23 protein-coding genes are annotated in these 21,125 nt (G+C 50.9%); 21 read left to right on the forward strand and 2 right to left on the reverse strand.

Features of this window, described 5'->3' with window-relative positions:
- The first annotated feature begins 56 nt into the window (after positions 1 to 56).
- The 4 genes from ndk (at position 57) to aroB (ending at position 4,004) form a co-directional block, all read left to right on the forward strand.
- Positions 57 to 503, forward strand: a complete 447-nt coding sequence (gene ndk / locus B0W44_RS13780; RefSeq protein WP_077720530.1) for a nucleoside-diphosphate kinase — start codon at positions 57 to 59, stop codon at positions 501 to 503.
- Positions 504 to 881: 378 nt separating this feature from the next.
- On the forward strand, positions 882 to 1,655 hold the full coding sequence (locus tag B0W44_RS13785) for a CheR family methyltransferase (protein ID WP_077720531.1): 774 nt from the start codon (positions 882 to 884) through the stop codon (positions 1,653 to 1,655).
- 88 nt (positions 1,656 to 1,743) lie between these two features.
- On the forward strand, positions 1,744 to 2,907 hold the full coding sequence (gene aroC, locus B0W44_RS13790) for a chorismate synthase (RefSeq protein ID WP_077720532.1): 1,164 nt from the start codon (positions 1,744 to 1,746) through the stop codon (positions 2,905 to 2,907).
- A gap of 2 nt (positions 2,908 to 2,909) precedes the next feature.
- Positions 2,910 to 4,004, forward strand: coding sequence for a 3-dehydroquinate synthase (gene aroB, locus B0W44_RS13795; RefSeq protein WP_077720533.1), 1,095 nt, complete (start codon positions 2,910 to 2,912; stop codon positions 4,002 to 4,004).
- Positions 4,005 to 4,107: 103 nt separating this feature from the next.
- Here aroB and B0W44_RS13800 read toward each other — a convergent pair whose 3' ends face one another.
- A complete protein-coding gene (locus tag B0W44_RS13800; RefSeq protein ID WP_228441682.1) occupies positions 4,108 to 4,827 on the reverse strand; it encodes a YwiC-like family protein in 720 nt (239 codons plus the stop codon).
- A 204-nt stretch (positions 4,828 to 5,031) separates the two neighbouring features.
- Here B0W44_RS13800 and B0W44_RS13805 point away from each other — a divergent pair, with 204 nt between their 5' ends.
- The 9 genes from B0W44_RS13805 to B0W44_RS13845 all read left to right on the forward strand — a co-directional run bounded on the left by B0W44_RS13805 (position 5,032) and on the right by B0W44_RS13845 (position 13,162).
- Complete coding sequence (locus B0W44_RS13805) at positions 5,032 to 5,409, forward strand: YbaN family protein (protein WP_077720535.1); 378 nt, start codon at positions 5,032 to 5,034, stop codon at positions 5,407 to 5,409.
- A gap of 80 nt (positions 5,410 to 5,489) precedes the next feature.
- Positions 5,490 to 6,236: a hydrogen peroxide-dependent heme synthase gene (gene hemQ / locus B0W44_RS13810; RefSeq protein ID WP_077720536.1), complete on the forward strand. Its 747-nt coding sequence runs from the start codon at positions 5,490 to 5,492 to the stop codon at positions 6,234 to 6,236.
- Positions 6,237 to 6,397: 161 nt separating this feature from the next.
- Complete coding sequence (locus B0W44_RS13815; RefSeq protein WP_077720537.1) at positions 6,398 to 6,865, forward strand: hypothetical protein; 468 nt, start codon at positions 6,398 to 6,400, stop codon at positions 6,863 to 6,865.
- Positions 6,862 to 7,479: a molybdenum cofactor guanylyltransferase gene (gene mobA / locus B0W44_RS13820; protein WP_077720538.1), complete on the forward strand. Its 618-nt coding sequence runs from the start codon at positions 6,862 to 6,864 to the stop codon at positions 7,477 to 7,479. The genes B0W44_RS13815 and mobA overlap by 4 nt, the downstream gene beginning before the upstream one ends.
- Positions 7,480 to 7,532: 53 nt before the next feature.
- Complete coding sequence (gene modA / locus B0W44_RS13825; RefSeq protein ID WP_228441176.1) at positions 7,533 to 8,354, forward strand: molybdate ABC transporter substrate-binding protein; 822 nt, start codon at positions 7,533 to 7,535, stop codon at positions 8,352 to 8,354.
- 44 nt (positions 8,355 to 8,398) lie between these two features.
- Positions 8,399 to 9,028, forward strand: a complete 630-nt coding sequence (gene modB / locus B0W44_RS13830; RefSeq protein WP_077721411.1) for a molybdate ABC transporter permease subunit — start codon at positions 8,399 to 8,401, stop codon at positions 9,026 to 9,028.
- Positions 9,029 to 9,127: 99 nt separating this feature from the next.
- Entirely contained in the window at positions 9,128 to 10,525 is a 1,398-nt protein-coding gene (locus B0W44_RS13835) for a sigma-54 interaction domain-containing protein (protein ID WP_077721413.1), read from the forward strand.
- Positions 10,526 to 10,677: 152 nt separating this feature from the next.
- Positions 10,678 to 11,628: an agmatinase gene (gene speB, locus B0W44_RS13840; protein ID WP_077720540.1), complete on the forward strand. Its 951-nt coding sequence runs from the start codon at positions 10,678 to 10,680 to the stop codon at positions 11,626 to 11,628.
- 85 nt (positions 11,629 to 11,713) lie between these two features.
- Complete coding sequence (locus tag B0W44_RS13845; RefSeq protein WP_077720541.1) at positions 11,714 to 13,162, forward strand: aldehyde dehydrogenase family protein; 1,449 nt, start codon at positions 11,714 to 11,716, stop codon at positions 13,160 to 13,162.
- Here the strand turns inward: B0W44_RS13845 and B0W44_RS18230 are convergent.
- Complete coding sequence (locus B0W44_RS18230) at positions 13,138 to 13,389, reverse strand: hypothetical protein (RefSeq protein WP_169835586.1); 252 nt, start codon at positions 13,387 to 13,389, stop codon at positions 13,138 to 13,140. The two genes, B0W44_RS13845 and B0W44_RS18230, sit on opposite strands and share 25 nt — an antisense overlap.
- 79 nt (positions 13,390 to 13,468) lie before the next feature.
- Between B0W44_RS18230 and B0W44_RS13850 the strand changes: the two genes are divergently transcribed.
- The 8 genes from B0W44_RS13850 to B0W44_RS18835 all read left to right on the forward strand — a co-directional run bounded on the left by B0W44_RS13850 (position 13,469) and on the right by B0W44_RS18835 (position 21,100).
- Entirely contained in the window at positions 13,469 to 14,767 is a 1,299-nt protein-coding gene (locus B0W44_RS13850) for an MFS transporter (RefSeq protein ID WP_169835587.1), read from the forward strand.
- 545 nt (positions 14,768 to 15,312) lie between these two features.
- Positions 15,313 to 15,630 (forward strand): hypothetical protein, encoded by a 318-nt coding sequence (locus B0W44_RS18235; protein ID WP_169835588.1) that lies wholly within the window; start codon positions 15,313 to 15,315, stop codon positions 15,628 to 15,630.
- A gap of 58 nt (positions 15,631 to 15,688) precedes the next feature.
- Complete coding sequence (locus B0W44_RS13855) at positions 15,689 to 16,843, forward strand: iron-containing alcohol dehydrogenase (protein ID WP_169835589.1); 1,155 nt, start codon at positions 15,689 to 15,691, stop codon at positions 16,841 to 16,843.
- 17 nt (positions 16,844 to 16,860) lie between these two features.
- The gene (locus B0W44_RS18240) at positions 16,861 to 17,031 is read left to right on the forward strand and encodes a hypothetical protein (protein WP_169835590.1); all 171 of its coding nucleotides are present in this window, start codon (positions 16,861 to 16,863) and stop codon (positions 17,029 to 17,031) included.
- A 31-nt stretch (positions 17,032 to 17,062) separates the two neighbouring features.
- Positions 17,063 to 18,457 carry a purine-cytosine permease family protein gene (locus tag B0W44_RS13860; protein ID WP_077720544.1) on the forward strand — a complete coding sequence of 465 codons (1,395 nt, stop codon included), beginning with the start codon at positions 17,063 to 17,065 and terminating at the stop codon, positions 18,455 to 18,457.
- Positions 18,444 to 19,517, forward strand: coding sequence for a carbon-nitrogen hydrolase family protein (locus B0W44_RS13865; protein WP_077720545.1), 1,074 nt, complete (start codon positions 18,444 to 18,446; stop codon positions 19,515 to 19,517). Before B0W44_RS13860 ends, B0W44_RS13865 begins: the two co-directional genes overlap by 14 nt.
- Before the next feature lie 106 nt (positions 19,518 to 19,623).
- On the forward strand, positions 19,624 to 20,424 hold the full coding sequence (locus B0W44_RS13870; RefSeq protein ID WP_228441683.1) for a carbon-nitrogen hydrolase family protein: 801 nt from the start codon (positions 19,624 to 19,626) through the stop codon (positions 20,422 to 20,424).
- Between the two features lie 22 nt (positions 20,425 to 20,446).
- A complete protein-coding gene (locus B0W44_RS18835; protein WP_250637972.1) occupies positions 20,447 to 21,100 on the forward strand; it encodes a sodium:solute symporter family transporter in 654 nt (217 codons plus the stop codon).
- Positions 21,101 to 21,125: the final 25 nt, after the last annotated feature.

Below are 21,125 nucleotides of genomic sequence, written 5' to 3' on the forward strand. Positions count from 1 at the left end.
TGGTAACATATGTTTTGTCTTCACACTTGATCTGACAAAAATGGAGGAAACACAAAGTGGAGAGAACGTTTGTAATGGTTAAACCTGACGGTGTGCAGCGTGGGCTCGTCGGAGACATCGTCTCGCGCTTTGAGCGCAAAGGATTTAAGCTGGTGGGCGGCAAGTTTATCACTATTTCACAGGAGCTGGCGGAGAAACACTACGGCGAACACAAGGACAAGCCGTTTTTTGGCGAACTGGTAGATTTTATCACGTCTGGGCCAGTATTTGCTATGGTGTGGGAAGGGGAGAACGTCATTTCCGCTGTCCGCACGATGATGGGAGCGACAAATCCGGCAGACGCAGCTCCGGGAACAATCCGCGGCGATTACGGACAGACGGTGGCGATGAACATTGTCCACGGGTCTGATTCCAAAGAAAGTGCCGCACGGGAGATCAAACTGTTCTTCGCTGAAGACGAGCTCATCTCGTACGATCAAACGATCAGCAAGTGGATCAGCTAAGGTCTTGCTCCCACTCGGGATTCAGACGACCAACAACCTCTATTGAACCGAAAGTTCAGTAGAGGTTTCTTCATCGCCGTCACAGCGGCTCACCGTTTCGTAAAAGCGAGCGCGCTTTTCCAGTCGGCGTCCATGGGAGCGCAGCCAATCCCGGAAACGGAGCATGCGTTCGATCTCAAGTGTTCCCTCGAGCCTCGTACAAGGTGAACATTCACGTTAGGAACGGATTGTTCCGCAACGTGTGGCCGGACAATGCTTGCCTTAGACCTTGAATTTGCTGAAAACAGTACACCCCCGCATTGAGGGGTTTTTAAATAGTCTTTATTGAAGTGTAAGTCCAGCCTTTAACTGTCGATAACGTATACAGGTGAAGCAATGATGGACGATTACGGGCAGTTTGTGGCACAAGTCTACCGCAAAACCGGCATCAACCTCGCCGATTACAAAGAAGCGCAAATGAAACGCCGGTTGACATCGTTCCGCGACCGGGAACAGTACGCCAGCTTTCACGACATGTTAGAGGCTTTTAATCGAGATCCGACGCTGTTGGAACGTTTCTTGAACCGGATTACCATTAAAGTTTCAGAGTTTTTTCGCAATTCTGAACGGTGGCAATCCTTGCAAAAAGAAGTGCTCCCGGTGCTCGCGTCGAACCGCGCCCATCTCAAGTGCTGGAGTGCTGCCTGTTCCACCGGGGAAGAGCCGTACACGTTGGCGATGATCTTAAAGGAGATGGGCATCCCATTCGAACTGTTGGCCACGGATATTGACAGGTCTGTGTTGGAACGGGCGAAAACAGGCGAGTACGGTCCCCAGGCGGTGCGGCACGTGCCCCGCCATTTTCGGGAACAGTACTTTATCCCTTTGGAGGATAACCGTTTTCGTGTGAAGGCGGAATTAAAGCGCGGAATCCGGTTTTTTCAGCACGATTTGCTGCAGGATGCGTATCCAGAAGGGTGTCACCTCATCGTCTGCCGCAACGTGATGATTTACTTTACCGACGAAGCGAAAACGCGCATATACCGCGCGTTCTCCGACAGTCTCGTCCCGGGAGGGGTGTTGTTTGTGGGCAGCACAGAACAAATCCTCAGGCCGGCGGACTACGGGTTAGCACCCCTCGCCCCTTTTATGTATCAGCGCGTCTCGTCGTAACTTGTGTAGATGGCCATTTGTCAATGAAAAGGGGCTGTACTATAATGGGCACATAAACAGCACATCTAGTGCGGAGAGGAAGGCGATCATGCGTTATTTGACAGCAGGGGAATCTCACGGCCCGCAGCTGACAGTCATCATTGAGGGCATGCCGAGCAATGTGCCCATTTCCATCGACGCCATCAACGAACAGTTGGCAAGGCGCCAAAAGGGATACGGGCGCGGCAACCGCATGAACATCGAGAAAGACGAGGTACACGTCTATTCCGGCATACGGTTCGGGAAGACGACAGGCGCCCCCATTACCCTTGTGATAGAGAATAAGGACTGGAAACGCTGGAAAGACGTGATGAGTGTCGAAGATAACGTGGACAATAAAGACAAACGCCGCGTATCCCGGCCGCGGCCGGGACACGCCGATTTGAACGGGGCGATTAAGTACGATCACCGTGACATGCGAAACGTTTTGGAGCGCTCAAGCGCGAGAGAGACGGCGGCCCGCGTGGCGGTCGGTGCCGTCGCCCGGCAGCTGCTGCACCACTGCGGCATTGATATCGCCGGCCACGTCGTCCGCATCGGTTCAGCCGGGACCGTCCCGACACCCGACATCCCGCTAGAAGAGCTGCGTCAGCGATCGGAGGCTTCACCGGTCCGCTGCATTGACAAAGAGCTGGAAGCCAAAATGATAGAGGTTATCGACAAAGCGAAAGCAGAAGGGGATTCCGTCGGCGGCGTAGTCGAAGTGATTGCGGAGGGCGTGCCCGTCGGACTGGGGAGTCACGTTCACTGGGACCGCAAGCTGGACGCGCGGCTAGCGCGGGCTGTCATCAGCGTCCAGGCGTTTAAAGGGGTCGAATTCGGGATCGGTTTTGAAGCCGGGGAAAAAATGGGATCTCAAGTGCACGACGAAATTGCGTGGTCTGAAGACCGGGGCTATTACCGTAAAACGAATCGCCTCGGCGGCTTTGAAGGCGGGATGACTTCAGGTGCCCCCATCGTTGTCCGCGGCGTGATGAAGCCGATCCCGACATTGTACAAACCGCTCAAAAGTGTGGACATCGACAGCAAAGAAACATTTGACGCCAGCATCGAGCGTTCGGACAACTGTGCCGTCCCGGCTGCCAGCGTCGTCGTCGAAGGGGTTGTCTCCTGGGAAATTGCGTGTGTCCTCTGCGACAAATTCAGCCGAGACACGTTGACAGACTTGCTAGACGATTTGGCCGCTTACCGGCGGTACGCGAAGGAATTTTAGCGATGGAGACACTGTACGTCGAACTTGGAGAACGTTCGTACCCGATTCACATCGGTCCCGGTTTGCTCAGACGTCTTCCGTTGCTCCTCGCTGAATGCGACATTGCACCCGACCATCCGCTGTTCATCGTCACCGATGAACACGTCAATCAGCGATACGGCAGTGACGTGCAACAGTTTCTGAAAGATGCCGGATATAAAGTTGGAAAGTCCGTCGTCCCTCCCGGCGATACGTCCAAGTCGCTCCATGTACTGGAACACCTCGTGACAGACGCCCTTCACTTTGGCCTCGACCGCAACGGGGTCGTCCTGGCATTAGGCGGGGGGATGATCGGGGATTTGGCCGGTTTCCTCTCGGCCAGTTACATGCGCGGTGTTCGTTTTGTCCAGTTGCCGACGACCCTTCTCGCCCACGACAGCAGCGTAGGAGGGAAAGTGGCCGTCAATCACCCCCTGGCCAAAAACGTCATCGGCGCGTTCCACCAACCCGTCGGCGTCATTTACGATACGACGACATTGGCGACCCTTCCAAAAAGGGAACTCACATCTGGATTTGCAGAAGTCATTAAACACGGCCTTATTCGAGACGTTACACTGTTGGAGTTGCTTGAGGAGAAGCGCGACCAGTTGGTAGGGCTCGAGTCGCCGTACATTGACCGGGCCATTTTGAAAGGGTGCCGCATTAAAGCCGAAGTTGTGTCCCGCGACGAGAAAGAACACGGGCTGCGGGCAGTGTTAAACTACGGACACACGATTGGACATGCCGTTGAGGCACTGGCTGACTTCGGGCGATTGACTCACGGTGAATCGATTGCCATCGGGATGGTCGGCGAAGCGATGATCGGCGAGCGTCTCGGGACGGTGAAAGAAGATATTGTCACCCCGACGAAGGAGCTGCTTCGCGCCTACGGTTTGCCGACGACGCTTCCCCCTTATTTGGCGGAAACGGACATTTTGGCCCGCATGTACCACGACAAGAAAAACCGATCGGGCAAACTGGTCATGGTATTGCCGACCGGCTGGGGGCAAGTGGACATTTTCCCGAACATCCCAGATGATACCGTATTAGACGTACTAAGACAGTTGAAGGACGAATAGTGAAATCAACGGTAAGGGGCAAATCGCCCAAAACCGCATCACGTTAAGAGGTGGTGCGGTTTTTTTTTGAACGACAGGTTGTCACCTCGGTTGCCTCAACGCCTCAGAAAGGGGAAACCCACAGTATCAAGAGGAAAAAGACGACGGCGTTACATATTTCGATAATTCCGACCGTGAGGGGTCGGATGTGTTTATCCCGCGGTGTGAACCAGTCTTTGAGGGTGCCGGGAACAAATGCCAGTGCGAGCGTCCCGAGCCCGAACAGCCACGGCACGAGCAGCATCAGACCGTGGTAGATGTGCGATGTTTTGTGGAAAGACGTGTTTTTGCGTTCGCGGATGAGCGATTTGACGTAAAAGGCTGTACCGGAAAAATAAAAGGTGACGACTGCCCACAGCAGTATCGCATCCGATGTGAGATCGTCCGTGCCGATGACAAAAGCGGCCGGGGCACCGAATGAGAAAATGGCGATGCCGCACAAGTCGTTCAACAAGTGGCGTTCCTGCTTGCGAAGTACAAAAACGATGTTTACGCAAAATAAAAGCATGATGATGAACCCGAGCCATAAGAGTTCAACGTAAAACAGCATAACAGGAACACAAAAGAGTAAACCGATCGCAGTGTAAGTCAACGCCCAAGGGCGCATCTGTTTCCGCAGCTTAGCGTTGCGCAATTGGCTCAGCCACGGCGTCGCGGACAAGTACAAAAAAAACCACCCGATTAGGAATGGAATGTGGACGAGCGTCGGCCCGGAGAAAACGGCGCCAAGCGCATACGGGAGAAAGAACATCATCCACGTGCCGTGTTCTTTCGGCAAGACCATTTTCAACGAAACCGCCCCCCCATAGAAGATTCCAACGAATTGTACGACGTGTCTCTATTGTAACGGAAAGGTGACGAGTCATTGTGATCTGTATCACGGTGTACATGACGATACTGTGAAACATCGGGGATCGCACTTCAACCCACCTCCTGTTTTTCTTTATACTGAAAGTGAAATTGAGTGATTTTTGCGGGTGGGTGTCCAATGAAACGTCAACTAAAGAACAGTCTATTGATCACCTTCGGTTCTATCGCTTTCGTTTTTGGCATTTTAGGCGTATTTCTGCCTCTCGTTCCGACAACTCCGTTGTTGTTGCTGGCAGCCGCATGCTATGTCAGAAGTTCACAAAAACTGTACCGATGGCTGATCCACAATAAGTGGTTTGGGCAATACATCGAGAACTTCCGCTCCGGTCAAGGCATCCCTCTAAGGGCTAAAGTATCGGGAATTGTCCTTTTGTGGCTCACGATCGGGATGAGTGCCGTCTTTGTTGTCCCGCTCCATGCTGTAAAAATAGCACTTGTCCTCATGGCAGCGGTCGTCACGTGGTACATTCTATCTTTCAAAACGTTAAAAAGCTGACAAAAGGGTGTAGTTGATTCCCGAATGGAGTATGATAGTCTAAAGGAGACAAGTTATCATCTGCAAAGGAGCGAATCAACGTGAGTGAACCGGTTCAAACCCTGGACGGCTGGTACGCGCTGCACGATTTTCGCCTGATCGACTGGAAAGCCTGGAAACAAGCCGATCCGGAAGAACGAAAACAGATCGTCGAGGAATTTCTAGAGCTGACGGCTTCTTTCTCTGCCGTTGAAGAGGCGCGGAACGGCAGCTACGGCCAATATTCGATTGTCGGCCACAAAGCAGACCTCCTGTTTATCCACATGCGGCCGACAGTGGAAGAATTAAACCAACTGGAGCATCAATTCAACAAAACGCGGTTCGCTGACTTTTTGACGTCGCCTTATTCATATTTTTCAGTGGTTGAGCTGAGTGGTTACTTAGCCAAAGGAGACGCCGACCCAGACAGCAACCCTTACTTGCAAAAGCGGTTGAAACCAGTACTGCCGAAAACGAACCACGTCTGTTTTTACCCGATGAACAAAAAAAGGGAAGGGAACGACAACTGGTACATGCTGTCGATGGACGAACGGCGGGAGATGATGAAAAGCCACGGCATGATCGGACGCGCCTATGCCGATACGGTCACACAAATTATTACGGGGTCTGTCGGATTGGACGACTGGGAGTGGGGTGTGACGCTGTTTTCCGACGATCCGCTGCAGTTCAAAAAACTCATTTACGAAATGCGCTTCGACGAAGTGAGTGCTCGGTATGCAGAGTTTGGCTCCTTCCTCGTCGGAAACAGGTTGACGGAACAAAAGGTGAAGGACATGCTGCAAGTGTGACGCACGACGGAAGACGTCTTCGAAAGATGGTCGGGATGACACACTCCAATCCACGACGAGAAGGCCCGCATCCGCTCCTACGAGCTTATTGCGGAAACGTATGAGAAGCGTATGAATTGAAAGGAGATTGTTCGGAATAAAACGCAAGGAGACGTTAAGTCATGGAGAGTCGTGGCATTAAATGCCATAAAGCGTTGCAACCGCCGTCCTGCTACCACCATCACAGTTGGATCATGGCATACCGCTCAATGAAAGCGGGCACAGAAGCGAGTTCGTGTTCCAACGACGAATTAGTAGAGCAGTTGCAGATGTTGTGGGATTCCGGAGGAAAAGACCTCTTTCGTGAGGGAGAAGCATTACTGTTCTCTGCGTATGCTAAGTACGCATCCCCCGATCAGCCGGAAATTGTGGAAAACCTGTTGGAACACGCACTGATTCGCAGCAAGGTGCAGCAACTGCTGACGCAACTTTCGATTTCCGAAGCGCTGATGCACGAACGGGGTTCCCTGTTGGAAGGGCGTATTCAAAAGGAAGAGCGCGTTCTCTTTCCTGTATTTAAACGGGCACTTCCCGAGGAAGAACTGGAGAAACTAAGCCTGGCATTTACAGAGATGACACAGCACCGATGAACCGGATCGTGTTGACAGGTGTCATCCTGGCCGGAGGACAGAACCGGCGGATGGGCGGCCGCGTCAAAGCTTTGTTGCCTTTCCACGGGGAACCAGTTATCGTAAGGCAAATTGGGCGAATGAAACGAATCTGTGATCAGATCATCGTCGTCACCCGTGACCGAGACCTTTTCTCCCAGACTGTGGGAGATTCTGCACGAATCGTCGAAGACCGCATTCCAGGCAAAGGTCCCCTCAGCGGCATGCACGCGGCCTTCTCTGAGCTGAACAGCCAGGACGCGTGGGTGGTCGGCTGCGATATGCCTTTTATCAGTGACCGGGCTGCCCTTCTGATGTGGGAACAGAAGCAGGAAACCGGGTGTGACGTTGTCGTACCGAAAATCGGCGGTAGAATCCAACCTTTGCACGGGATTTATGACGTACGGTGCACACATCACGTAACGGGTCTTTTACAATCTGGTCAGTACCGGGTGAAAGAGCTGTTTAACCGGGTCAAGTGGGCGGCGGTAGAGGAAGGACGTTTTCTTCAGCAAAAGATCGACATCCGGTTTGTGGTGAACGTGAATACACCAGAGGAGTATGAAGAGGCTTTAAGCCTGAAGGTGCACAGTTAGGCAGACCGTGGCGATTCAATCCCCTTGGGATGCCTTTGTTCTTTTGCAGTACGATGATTGATCATCCAGACCAGGAGATGGAGATGAGAGGCTTCAGGTGGAGAGCGAAACACGTCGCAGTGCTCGTGATTTTCACGGTTCTGTCCAGTCTCACTGGCTGTCACAGAGGGGCCCTGCCCGAAACAGAACTAACTGTTTCCGCGGCAGCCAGCTTACTGGACGCCGTGGAGGACTTAAAAGCGGCCTACGAGGAAGAAACGGGTGTCAATGTCATTCTTAATGTTGGATCTTCCGGAGCCTTGCGAAGACAGATTGAACAGGGAGCCCCTGTTGACGTATTTGTGTCCGCGTCGGTCCAGCATGTGGAAGAACTCGTGGAACAGGGCAAAATCGAGGGAGAGAGCGTCGTCCCTCTGCTGACCAATACCCTTGTCCTCATCACGCCGGCGAGTGCAACGACAAGGGTCAAGTCGTTTTATGACTTGACAGATGATGAAGTGAAACGCATTGCCGTCGCGTTTCCCGATTCGGTACCTGTCGGGCAGTACACCCGCGAATCACTGGAACATCTAAATCTGTGGGAGGTCCTATACGACAAGTTCGTCTTTGCCAAAGACGTGCGGCAAGTGCTGTCGTATGTGGAAGGGGAAAACGCCGAAGCGGGCTTTGTGTACAAAAGTGACGTCAGCATTTCATCGAAAGTGAAAGTCGCAGCGGAAGCCCGCTCTTCGTGGCATCAACCGATTGTTTACCCGGCAGCGGTCGTCGCCTCCACCGACCACAAGGAGGAAGCAGAAGCGTTTCTGAACTTTTTACAGTCGAGAGAAGCTGAAACGGTTTTTAAACAGTACGGCTTTTCATTACGGAAGAAGTGAACGGCGTGCACGGAGTTTTCTCACCGGAATTTACATCACCGATCATGTTGTCACTGCAAGTGGCCTCAGTGTCGTCTTTGCTCGTCCTCATTGTCGGCATTTTCGCAGCTAAAGTGATGTCGGAATGGGCATTTCGCGGCAAAGTTGTGGTGGAAACAGCCCTGTTGCTTCCCCTCGTGTTGCCGCCTTCTGTCGTTGGATTTACTTTGTTAGTCATATTCGGGAGACAAAGTCCTGTCGGCCGGGTGTTCGAATGGCTGTTCCATCAGCCCCTCGTCTTTACTTGGTGGGCCGCGGTAGGGGCCGCTGCAGTCGTGGCATTTCCCCTCATGTACCAGTCGGTAAAAGGGGGCTTGACGTCCATTGACCGTGAGGTCATCGACGCCGCCCGTTCCGACGGGGCGAGTGAACGGCAACTGTTTGTCTACATCACGTTACCGCTTGCCACAAAGTTTATCGTTTCCGGGTGGGTGCTCAGCTTTGCCCGGGCCCTAGGCGAGTTTGGCGCCACGCTGATGGTGGCCGGCAGCATTCCTGGGAAAACCCAGACGATTGCAACAGCTATTTACGTGGCGGTGGAAGCGAACGACATGAGGTTGGCTGCTTTGTGGGTGGGTGCCACGGTCGTCGTGTCCTTCTTGATGCTCCTCTTTGTGCAAATTTACCAGAGGTGAGTCGCCGAAAACCAACATATGCCAAATAAAAGGGTTTCCAAGTGTGCTAAGATAGAGACACATCCACATAGGGGAGGTGGTCAATTGAAAGGGCATGAAATGTTCACTGAGATGGAATTGGAAGCGATCGTCCGCTTCTCCCACGACAATATCGTCATTGCCGACGGAGAGGGCACTGTGTTGCGCGTCAGCCCCAACTGCACGGACATTTACGGAAAAGAACCGTCGTACTTAATTGGCAAGACTGTGTTTCAACTGGAGAAGGAACGCATTTTTGCTCCCTCTGTGACCGTCAGAGTGTTAAAAGACAAAAAGGAAACTCAGGTCATGCAAAAGACGAAAAACGGACGCATCGTGATGGCGACAGGCATTCCCATTTACGATGACAACCGAAACATCGTCAGGGTCATCAGTTTTTCCCACGATTTGACCGAACTCGAGCGGCTAAAAAACGACTACGAAGCGTTGCAGGCCAAAATGGAACGGTATGAAACCGAGATCGAAGAATTGAAAGAAAAGGTAGCAAAGGACCAACACATCGTTGTGAAGAGCCCAAACATGGAAAAAATATGGAAACTCGTGAACAGGGTCGCTCGGTCGGATGCGACGGTGCTCTTTTTGGGAGAATCGGGAGTGGGGAAAAACGTCTTTGCCCGCGCCTTACACGACGGAAGTACACGAAGGGAGGAAAGGTTCATCGAAGTCAACTGTGGCGCCGTTCCCAAGAACTTATTTGAATCGGAAATGTTCGGATACGAGGGAGGCGCGTTTACAGGTGCGGACAAACGGGGAAAACCCGGCATTTTTGAAATGGCGGATAAAGGGACGTTGTTTCTCGATGAAATTGCAGAACTGCCCTTGGACATGCAAGTGAAGCTGCTGCAAGTACTGCAGGAAAGGAAAGTGACGAGAATCGGCGGAAGGGAAGCCAAGCCCGTGGATTTTCGACTCGTAGCGGCGACGAACCAGGATTTAGAGAGCCTGGTGAAACAAAAAAAGTTTCGCCAAGACTTGTTCTACCGTTTGAATGTCGTTCCCATCGCGATCCCGCCGTTACGCGAACGCAAAGAAGATATTTATCAACTGGCGCACTACTACTTGTCCAAATTTAATGAGAAATACAACATGCACAAAATGCTCCACACCGCAACGGTTGACGCGCTTATCCACTACGATTGGCCCGGGAATGTGCGGGAACTGGAAAACTTGATGGAACGTCTCGTCATCACGTCTGAAAGGAACACGATATACCCCCATCACCTTCCTTTCGCCACCCGAGAGGAAGCAGGTGACTACGAAAAGCACGATTGGAGTGTGTTAGAGACATTTGAACACCGGGGCCTGACCCTGCAAGAGGCCTTGAGAGAAGTGGAGAAAAACTGGCTTACGAGGGCGTATCGCCAATATAAAACAACGTATGAGATGGCGCAGTATTTAGGGGTGAGTCAGTCGACAGTCGTCCGGCGGCTAAAAAAATACGGCATTAATTCAAAATGAATGAAATCATTCAAAATGAATCGACACAGTGATCATAATTCAGGATTGAATCGGATGATGACGGGTCACAATAGGAATACTCGTCTTTTTTTTTGGCACGATATTTGCAAAAGCTTTAAAGGGGATCGAGATTTTTGTATAGGGGGAGAATCATGTACGGACCGAAAGACTCTTCTCAATCACCTCGCTTTTGCGGGACGCGAACGTTTATGAGACTGGAGCAAATCCGGACGACGGAAAATGTAGACTTTGTCGTCGCAGGTGTGCCGTTCGACACAGCGGCGTCCAACCGCACGGGACAGCGCTACGGTCCTCAACACATTCGCAATTTTTCCGTACTGTTGAGGCCGTACAATCCGGATCAAGACATCAACATTTTCGATTACTGTTCTGGGGTAGACTATGGAGACATCGACGTCATACCCGGCAACGTTCACCGGACGTACGACAACATTGAGAAAGAACTGACACACATTTTGAACCAGTCTGTAACGCCGATTCTCATGGGAGGCGACCACTCCATTACACTGGGGCATTTACGGGCCTTTCACAAGAAGTACGGCCCTGTCGCTCTCATTCAGTTCGATTCCCACGGCGACACGTGGGACCACTACTACGGCGAAAAGTATATGCACGGAACGCCTTTCCGCCGGGCGGTGGAAGAGGGCCTGCTCGACGTCGACCACTCCATCCAAATCGGAATGCGCGGTCCGCTGTACGGTCCCGAGGACATTGACGATGCAAGGCAACTCGGATTTCACGTGTTGACGATGCGGGACGTGCGGCGGCTGGGGTATGACGACGTGATCAAACAAATTCACGAGCGGGTAGGGGATCGACCGGCCTTCGTTACCTTTGACATTGATTTTGTCGATCCGGCTTACGCACCGGGGACCGGAACACCGGAAGTCGGAGGGCCGACCAGTTACGAAGCGTTGGAGTTTGTCAGGGGACTGGACGGTCTGAACTTAGTAGGCTTTGATCTCGTCGAGGTACTGCCTGCATACGACAGTGGTGAAATGACAGCCATAGCGGCTTCAGCCGTTATGTACGAGATGATTACCCTAGTGGCGCTGAAAAAGCGTCGCGAACGAGAGGGCTAAGAAAACGTCAGTCGCAGGTTCAAGAGATTACAAGTGTTTAAGGTTAAAAGACAGGGCAGCTTTTGGACAGGAGGTGCCTGGAAAAGTGACTCAATTGTTTATTAGCGGCCAGTGGGTTGAGGGAGAGGGGGACGAACGAAAAATTGTCAATCCGGCCAACGGAGACGTAATCGACGCAGTCCGTGACGCGACACCGGACCAAGTGTCAGATGCGATCAGCGCAGCTCTTAACGCCTTCGAACGGACGGATTGGGCGACGAACGTCAAGAGACGTATCGACGTGCTGCGGCGCACGGCGGACGCCGTCCACCAACGCGCCGACGAAATCGCCCGGATAGAGACAGAAAATACGGGGAAACCGATCCGGGAAGCTCGTTTAGATGTGGAAGACAGTATCACGTGTTTACACTATTACGCCGATCTGGTGGAAAATCGGACGCCTTGGACAAAAACGATGCCGGACGGCACCACGAGCCGTGTAGTGGAAGAACCGGTCGGTGTTACGGGTTTAATCGTCCCGTGGAATTTCCCGCTGTTGTTAGCCGTATGGAAACTGGCTCCAGCTCTGGCTGCCGGCAATACAGTCATCCTAAAGCCGTCTGAGTTGACACCGCTCAGCATTGCGCGTTTGACTGACCTGCTTCACGCATCCGGTTTGCCCGAAGGAGCGTTTAACCTCGTCCTCGGAGGCGGGGAAGTGGGACAGGGAATCGTCCGCGATCCCCGTGTGGACAAAGTATCCTTTACCGGGAGTGTCGCAACAGGTCAGGCGGTTTACGCTCAGTGCGCCGAAACATTGAAGCGCGTCTCCCTTGAATTGGGAGGAAAATCGCCGCTCATCATCTTCGATGACATCGATCTGGACCATGCGGCCGAGTGGATGATGTTCGGTTCGTTTTTCAACCAGGGCGAAGTGTGTGTTGCGGCATCCCGCATTCTCGTCCATGAGCGGATATTCAAGCCGTTTACAGAACGGCTTATCCAGCGCGCCCAAAACATCAACATAGGCGATCCTCTATCGGAAGAGACAGAGTTAGGGCCCCTCGTTAGCGCCTCTCACTTGGCCAAAGTGCAGTCGTATGTGGAGATAGGAAAGCATGAAGGGGCGCGTTGCTTGTTTGGAGGAGAGGCCCTCGAACAGAAACCGGGCTACTTTTTTCAACCTACCGTGTTCGTCGATGTGAAGCAGGACATGCGCATCGTGCAGGAAGAGATTTTCGGCCCCGTGGCCACCGTTCAGCCGTTTCAACACGAAGAAGAGGCCATCGCATTGGCAAACGGGACGAAATACGGGCTGGCTGCCGGCATACTCACCAATGATACCGATCGGGCAGAGCGAGTGGCTTCCCAGATAAAAGCTGGAACGATTTGGATAAACGGGTATCACACGCCTTACGTGGAGGCGCCGTGGGGCGGATTTAAATTCAGCGGCATGGGCAGGGAACTCGGTCCTCACGGTTTAGCCCATTACGTCGAATACAAACACGTGAACGCGCGGCCAAAGTTTGATCAGCTCGGATGGTATTCTTCATGAAAGGAGGGCACGATTTGGCTTGCCCGATTCTGTTGCGCACAACGGTTGTACTTGACCCGGCGTTTCCAGCCGGGTCGGGTTAGCCGCATTCTCGTTGTAACGGACCGTGTCATTCGGGAAGCAGGGCTCATTGAAGGCGTTTTAAACAGTTTAAAAAAGACGCGTTCCCCTGCGTCGTATTCAACAAACTTTCTGGCGTTCAGCTTTTCGGTCCGCAAGACTTTCAACAGTTGCGAACGTGGCTAAAACGACACCGATAACGGCAACTGTCTTAAAATATTTTCGTTCCTTGAAAGGATGGTTGTCATGGAAAAAAGCATGACGGCAAGAAATTTTAACGAAAAGCTGCCTTTTAAAGTTAAGCTGGCGTACGGTTTATCTGGTTACTACAGCTTCATTACGTGGACAGCTTTCAGTTATTACGGATTGTACTTTTTTACAGACGTAGTGGGTCTCTCAGCCGTGTTCGCAGGGGCGATCATTTCACTCGGTACTTTATGGGATGCAATAACCGACCCCGTCGTTGGAGGTATTTCTGACAACCTTAAGAGCAAATATGGAAGAAGGCGTCCGCTGATTATTGGTGTTGCACTTCCATTCGTGATCCTCAGTATACTGATGTTCACAAACTGGGGATTCAGCGAACCTGTTGCGAATGTATATTTTGTAATCATGATTTTACTGTATTACACAGCACAGACCGTACTTGATATTTCATCATCAGCCCTTGGATCCGAAATGACATTGGACTACGATGAAAGGTCTACACTTGCGACGTACAAGAATTACTTCGGCCTGATGGCAACCGTTGCGATCAGCCCTACACTCGTACTGGTAGCGTATTTTGGGGGATGGTTTGAAAATGCCGATTTCGGTTGGAGCCTCACTCTGGGCGTTTATATGATTGTTGCACTTGTTTTCATTTTTATTCTTTGGAGAACAACGAGAGGATATGAAAGACACAGAGAAGAAGGTATAAGTAAGTTCTCGATTGCCGATATCAAAGAATTGTTCAAAAATAAGGCAGCGAGAATTGTTGCCATTATATTCGCACTCGGAATTTTCTCAAATACTATCAACTATGCAATTCAGGTTTATTACTTCACAAACTATGTGCAGCTGACTGAAGGTCAAATTGCAAGCATTACCTTGGTGTTTGGTGTGGCAAGTATTATTGGAGCCTGGATTGTTGACATACTTATGAAGAAATTTGGTAAGAAGTTGGCGTGGATCATCGGCGTTGGATCTGAAGGGATCGTTTTGTTTGCCATGGTTGGACTATTCATTCACCCAGGACAAATTGGATTAATTTATGCATTGGTCATTCTCATGGCTGTTGGCAATGCTGCAGTTTACCAGGTACCTTGGGCGATGATCCCTGACTGTGTTGATGTTACTGAACTTTATACAAACAAGAGGATGGATGGAATCATATTTGGAATCATTGCTTTCCTTCAAAAGGCTTCAGGTGCTTTAGGTGCAGCATTCCTTGGTGTTTTGCTTTCAGCAATCGGATATTCTGAAGCAGCTGTACAGTCACCTGAAACTGTTTCAGGCATTAAGAACATTTTCGGATTTCTGGTTGGAGGTCTCTATATCGTTTAAGGAAAAACATGACAGAGTTCGCGAAGCAGTTAAAGAAAGAAGGCGGAGTAAAGAGATCGATATGTCAGAGTTGAAAGGGCTGATTTAAAAATTTAATAGTTTCTTTCCACGAAAATAAACTGACTTGTAGCAACCTCTTTGGGTAAGGTTCATGCGTTCCTTGCCATATACCCATAGAGGTTCACTTTTTTTGTCTTAGCATTGAGTAAAGGCTGCCGGAATCAACCGTCAAGGCCACCGTGATGAATGGTATTACCGGATACACCACGACGGTTGGCGCCCTGATTATCCACTATGAGCGGCCCGGGAATGTCGGAAACTGGAAAGCGTTAATTCAAAATGAATGAAATCATTCAAAATGAATCGACACAGCGATCATCATTCAGGATTGAATCGGATGATGACGGGTCACAATAGGAATACTCGTCTTTTTTTTTTGGCACGATATTTGCAAAAGCTTTAAAGGAGATCGAGATTTTTGGATAGGGGAGAATCGTGTACGGACCAGGGAGAGGTGTGTATGGCGGCATCTCGCGTTCTCGTCGATGAACGTATATTTAAAGCCGTTCTGTAAACGGCTATCCAGCGCCATTCAAAATAAGCGATCCTATATCGAAGGAGACAGCGTTAGAACCTTCCACTTGGCCAAAGTGCAGTCGTATGTGGAGATAGGAAAGCATGAAGGGGCGCGATGTCCCAGTGACCACTGTTTAGCCGTTTCAACACGAAGAAGAGGCCATCGCGCACTGGCAAACGGGACAAAAACGGGCTGGCTGCCGGCATACTCACCGATGATACCGAACGGGCCGAGCGAGTGGTTTCCCAAAATAAAAGTTGGAGTGACGTCGAATACAAACACGTGAACGCGCGGCCAAAGTTTGATCAGCTCGGATGGTATTCTTCATGAAAGGAGGACACAATTTGGCTTACCAGTTTACGTTGCGCACAACGGTCGTATCTGAACCCGGCGTTTCCAGTCGGGTCGGTGATTACTTAAAAAGATTAGGGGTTAACAGCACTCTTGTTGTAACGGACCGTGTCATTCGGGAAGCAGGGCTCATTGAAGGCATTTTGGACAGTTTGAAAAATAACGACGTTCCCTATGTCGTGTTCGACGATGTCAAACCCAATCCGAAAGATACGGAGGTTAAGACCGTAACAGATTACGCACGGGAGCACAAAGTGAACGGATTGTTGGCTGTCGGTGGCGGAAGTGCCATGGATCTGGCCAAAGGTGTCGGCATCTTGTTATCCCACGGAGGGGACATTCGGGACTGGGAAGGAGACTTTACACTCGAACGCGATATAGTGCCTCTCATTTGTATTCCGACAACAGTGGGGACAGGCAGCGAAGTGACGTGGATTTCGGTTATCACGGACACGTCGAGAAGTTTTAAAATGGGCATTGTCGATCCAAAGCTCGCCCCGCGCATGGCCCTATTGGATTCAGAAATGATTAAAAGCTTGCCCCCGTCCGTCGCTGCCAGTACTGGATTAGATGCACTGACGCACGCCATTGAAGCCTACACCTCCCGATTGGCGTCACCTTTGACGGATGCTTTCGCTTTACAGGCAATGGAGATGATTCGGGACAACCTGGAAACGGTAGTCTCCGACCCAAAAAACGAAGCAGCTGCTGAGAAGATGTTGACGGCCAGTATGATGGCAGGCATTGCGTTTAACAATGCGGACGTCGGCAGTGTGCACTGTCTGTCAGAGGCTATCGGTGCTTTTTACGATCTGCCCCACGGTGTCCTCAACGGCATCTTTCTGCCGTACGTCTACAAACGGAACATGTCAGCCGATCCTGTCAGACACGCTAAAATCGCGACCCTTTTGGGGGCCGATGAACAACTCTCGCCAGATGAGGCGGCACAAGAAGGATGGAACATCTTAATGGGGCTGAGAAAGCGGTTGAACTTGCCGACGTTCAACTCTTTGGACAAAGTGTCACCGCAAGACTTTCAACAGCTGGCGAAGGTAGCAAAAGAGACACCGATGGATAAGAGCAACATACGGGAACTGTCCGAAAAAGACTATTTGGACATTATGTTAGAGGCGTTCGCCGAAGCGTAAAACGAGGAGGAATCACCATGGATGAAAAAAATCCGGAATATGAACAAGAATTGAAGCGACGAGTGTCGATCATGACGGGCGATGGGAGCGGGGACAGCCCGATCAAAGGACTGAACGGGTTTGACTATGCGATGATTGTCCTCCTTATCGTGTTGTCCTTCATCATATTTTATTTAGGCTGGTTGTAAGACGAGCGCTATAAAAGAAAGGAGTCATTCGATGAGTCAGCACAACGAAAGTACGTTTGGATTGTTACCGGTTTTGCCGAACGAAAGAGTGTGGAACGGTTTCGACTTCTCGATGGTTAACATAGGATTGGCGATCGCGACGTGGGGATTTCTCATTGGCGGAACCCTTTCCGAGTTTGTCGATTTGAAGATGGGAATCGCCGCATCCATTGCCGGGAATACACTCGGCATTATCATGATGGCGTTGGCGACGTCTATCCCGTCGTCGAAGTACGGAATTGACCAGTACGTGTCGTTGCGGAGCGTGTTAGGTTTTCACGGAGTCAAACTGGCATTAGCCGTCATGGTCTTGATCGAGTTTGGCTGGTGCGCCGTCCTGGCGATTATGTTCGGACGGGCATCGACGAATATTTTAAGTGAAATAACGGCACTTTCCCAATCATCGCTCGTTTCGATTGTTGTATTTGCGTTTTTGGCGATCGTCATTAGTTGGCTGATCGTCGCCAAAGGGCCGGTGTCCATTAAATGGTTAAACCGAATCGTCGCGCCCGGTCTAATCATTATTTTGATTGCCATGTTAGCCATTTTGTTGTCGAGGTACTCGTGGGGTGAACTGCTTGCGTTACAACCGATAAATCCTGCCCCTGACCGCTGGTGGAACTACATGGTTGTGTTTGAATTGAACTTGGCGGCTGGACTGTCCTGGTGGCCGATCATGGGCGGGTTAACGCGACTTTGTCAATCACAGCGAGTCGCTTTCTGGCCGAACTTGCTCGGCTTAAACTTGTTTGCTGTGTTTGGCCAAATCGTCGGCTTAATGTCGGGATTGGCCCTCGGGACGAGCGATCCGACCGAATGGATGATTCCGTTAGCCGGTCCGGTGCTCGGAATGATCGTGCTGTTGTTTGTCGCATTTGCGAACGTCACGTCGATTACGTCACTCGCGTATTCGACGTCCATGGCGTTGAAACAAATTAAGTTTATTGAACGGATGGACTGGTCGAGACTGACGTTTTACTTTTTTGCGTTGACGGTTCCTTTTATCTTTTTCCCCGATGAAGTGTACAGCCACTTCAGTACGTTTTTGGCATTTAGTGGAACGATTTTTGGACCGTTGTCGGCGGTTTACTTTGTCGACTTTTTCGTCTTGCGCCGCCAGCGGTTGGATATTGGGAGCCTGTATTTAGAAGGGGATGGCAAACCGTACTACTACTGGGGAGGATTTAACTGGGCGGGTATTCTCGCCGTGGCGATCGCGACGATGATTTACTTTATCATTTTAGATCCGCTCACATTTGACAGTTCGACAGCGTTTCTTTACATGACGGCATCGATTCCGGCGATCCTGTTAGCCGGTGTACTCCATTATGTTCTCTCAAAAATGATAACCGTGCCGAAGGGATTGGGTGCCTATGGAAAGCCATAACAGGCAAGGAGCGGCGTTTACGAAAAACGTTTTTGCAGGAAGAGGAAAAGTAACGGCGGCCATCGCGCAAATTTCACCGGTTTTCCTCGACAAGCAGCGCACGATTGAGAAAGCGATCGAGTACATCCATCAAGCGGGAAAAAGGGGAGCCGATCTCGTCGTCTTCCCCGAGTCGTACATTCCGGCGTTTCCGTACTGGCAACAAGGAAACAATGACCCTGCCGTCGAGTGGTTTGAGATGAATGTTCTCTTTCAAAACGAATCCGTCGTCGTCGGCTCGGAAGACACCGAATCCTTAAGCAAGGCATCCAAAAGTGCCGGCATTAACGTCGTGATGGGATGTACAGAGCTTGATTACGCCGTCGGTTCTCGCACCCTCTACAATTCGATGCTTTATTTTGACCGCGAAGGGAATCTGTTCGGGCATCACCGGAAAGTGATGCCCACTGGCCAAGAGAGAATTTTCCACGGAATGGGCGGTGGAGGCCGCAATTTAAAAGTGTACGATACAGACGTCGGGCGGCTCGGTGGCCTCATTTGTTGGGAGAATCACATGATTCTCATCCGGGCATTGATGGCGTATCAAGGGGAAGAAATTCATGTGGCGACGTGGCCAGGCACGTGGAGCGGAATGCCGACAGACGGTATGACGTACGTGGACAAAGAGTCGAAAAATCCCCAGTCGTATAACACGTGCGACTGGGAGCCTGCCATTCGTGCTCACGCCTTCGAAGCCCAGACGTTTGTCGTTAGTGCATGCGGCTATCAACCGGCAGAGGACGTCCCTGACAGTTTCCCGTATAAAAACAGAACAAATTGGGATTGGGCCAACGGTGGAAGCGCGATCGTCGACCCTTTCGGAAATTACGTCGTCGAGCCAGTGTACGACCGGGAGGAGCTCATCGTTGCTGAACTGGACGGAGATCTCATTAAAGCGGCTAAAAGTGCGTTTGACCTCCTCGGACATTATTCCAGACCAGACCTGGTACAGCTTTTGTATCGTGACGTCGAGGACCCTCATTTAATCCCTAAGAGCCAATTAGGTGAAGTCGACAGGTAAATGTTGGCGCCTTAACGATCGGATACTGCATGACATTAAAAACGAAAAGGAAAAGTGCAAAAAATTTACCGAAAAGGGTGCATACACAGTGTGGTCATTAGCTGTCGTGCAGGACAATTTTAATCGAGGAGACACTTCTCACAACGTGCGACTGATGGAATCCTACATTGTTTCGTGTGCAAGGGATCATCCGCAGGTGAAACTCATCCTGTTTCCGGAATTGGCCACGACAGGGTACCGTTTGACAGAAAAAGTAAAAGATGTAGCCGAATATGCTGAAGGACCGACATTTTCACACTTGTCGGCCCTCGCACAGAAATTCTGTTTGTACATTGGATACGGCTTTGTGGAAAAGGGCGGGGCCTCGTTACCGTCCACTTTTTACAACTCTATGAATTTTATCGGGCCGAATGGGGAAAGGTTGGCGACGTATCAAAAAATACACCTGACCCCTTTGGAAGAACATCTATTTACACCGGGCAGACAGTTAGTAACAGTAGATACGGAAATGGGGCGATTCGGTCTGCTTATATGTTGGGATCTGGCTTTCCCGGAGTTGTCCCGACTGTTGGCGTTGGAAGGCGCCGACGTTTTGCTAGCGCCGAGCGCGTGGGAAGTGCCCCACGATCAGTCCTATCGCCAGATGGCGTCTGCCCGGGCGTTGGACAACGTCGTGTTTGTCGCCACATGTAACCATACAGGAAGGACGGATGATCTGAAATTTTTTGGCAAGTCGGCGATTTACGGTCCAGATGGGCGGACACTGAACGAAGCGAATCGGGAAGGTAGTGGCCTAGTCGTGTCAAAGATTGATTTAGGTGTTCGCCAACAGATGAAGGAAGGATTTTTTTCCATGTGGCGGGATCGGCGAAACGATCTGTATGATGTACGGTGGAAAGGCAACTAGGTGCTAGGCGAGAGCTTTTAAAATGACAGTCATTTTTAGTCAAGAGGGTGAGGTTAAAATGGGTCTCCTCGATGTCTTCGTCTTAACGGTGTATTTTGCTGCGTTAATGACAGTCGGCATTATCGGCACTAAAAAAGCAAAGACGTCAGAAATGTATATGGTGGCCGGGAGAAATCTCGGAGTGTTTATGTTCTTCGGATGTCTGACGGCCGTCTTTCTTGGCGGCTCGTCGACCATCGGAACGGCTCAGCTCGGTTATGAAAACGGAGTCTCCGGAGTGTGGTTTGTGTTTTCGATGGGTCTCGGCATTATGCTGTTTGGCCTTCTGCTGTACAAGCGGGTTACAGGTTATCAATTGATGACCATTAGTGAATTTTTAGGGAAACGTTTTAACACGGGAGCCAAATTGATTGGTGCGACAGTGGCTGCTATATACGCTTTGATGGTCAGTGTCACACAAGTGATCGCCATCGGTTCGATTTTGAATGCCGTATTCGGCTGGGATCTCACGGTCTCCATGTTGGTTGGAGGAGGAATCGTGTTTTTTTACACCGTCCTCGGCGGCATGTGGTCCGTCTCCATGACGGACATCATCCAATTCTCAGTCATGACGGTCGGGATATTTTTTGTCATGTTGCCGTTCAGTTTGTCCAAAGCGGGGGTTGGGGCCAACTGACCACACAGTTACCGAGTGCGTTTTT

It is taken from the genome of Novibacillus thermophilus, from assembly GCF_002005165.1.
Lineage (GTDB): Bacteria > Bacillota > Bacilli > Thermoactinomycetales > Novibacillaceae > Novibacillus > Novibacillus thermophilus.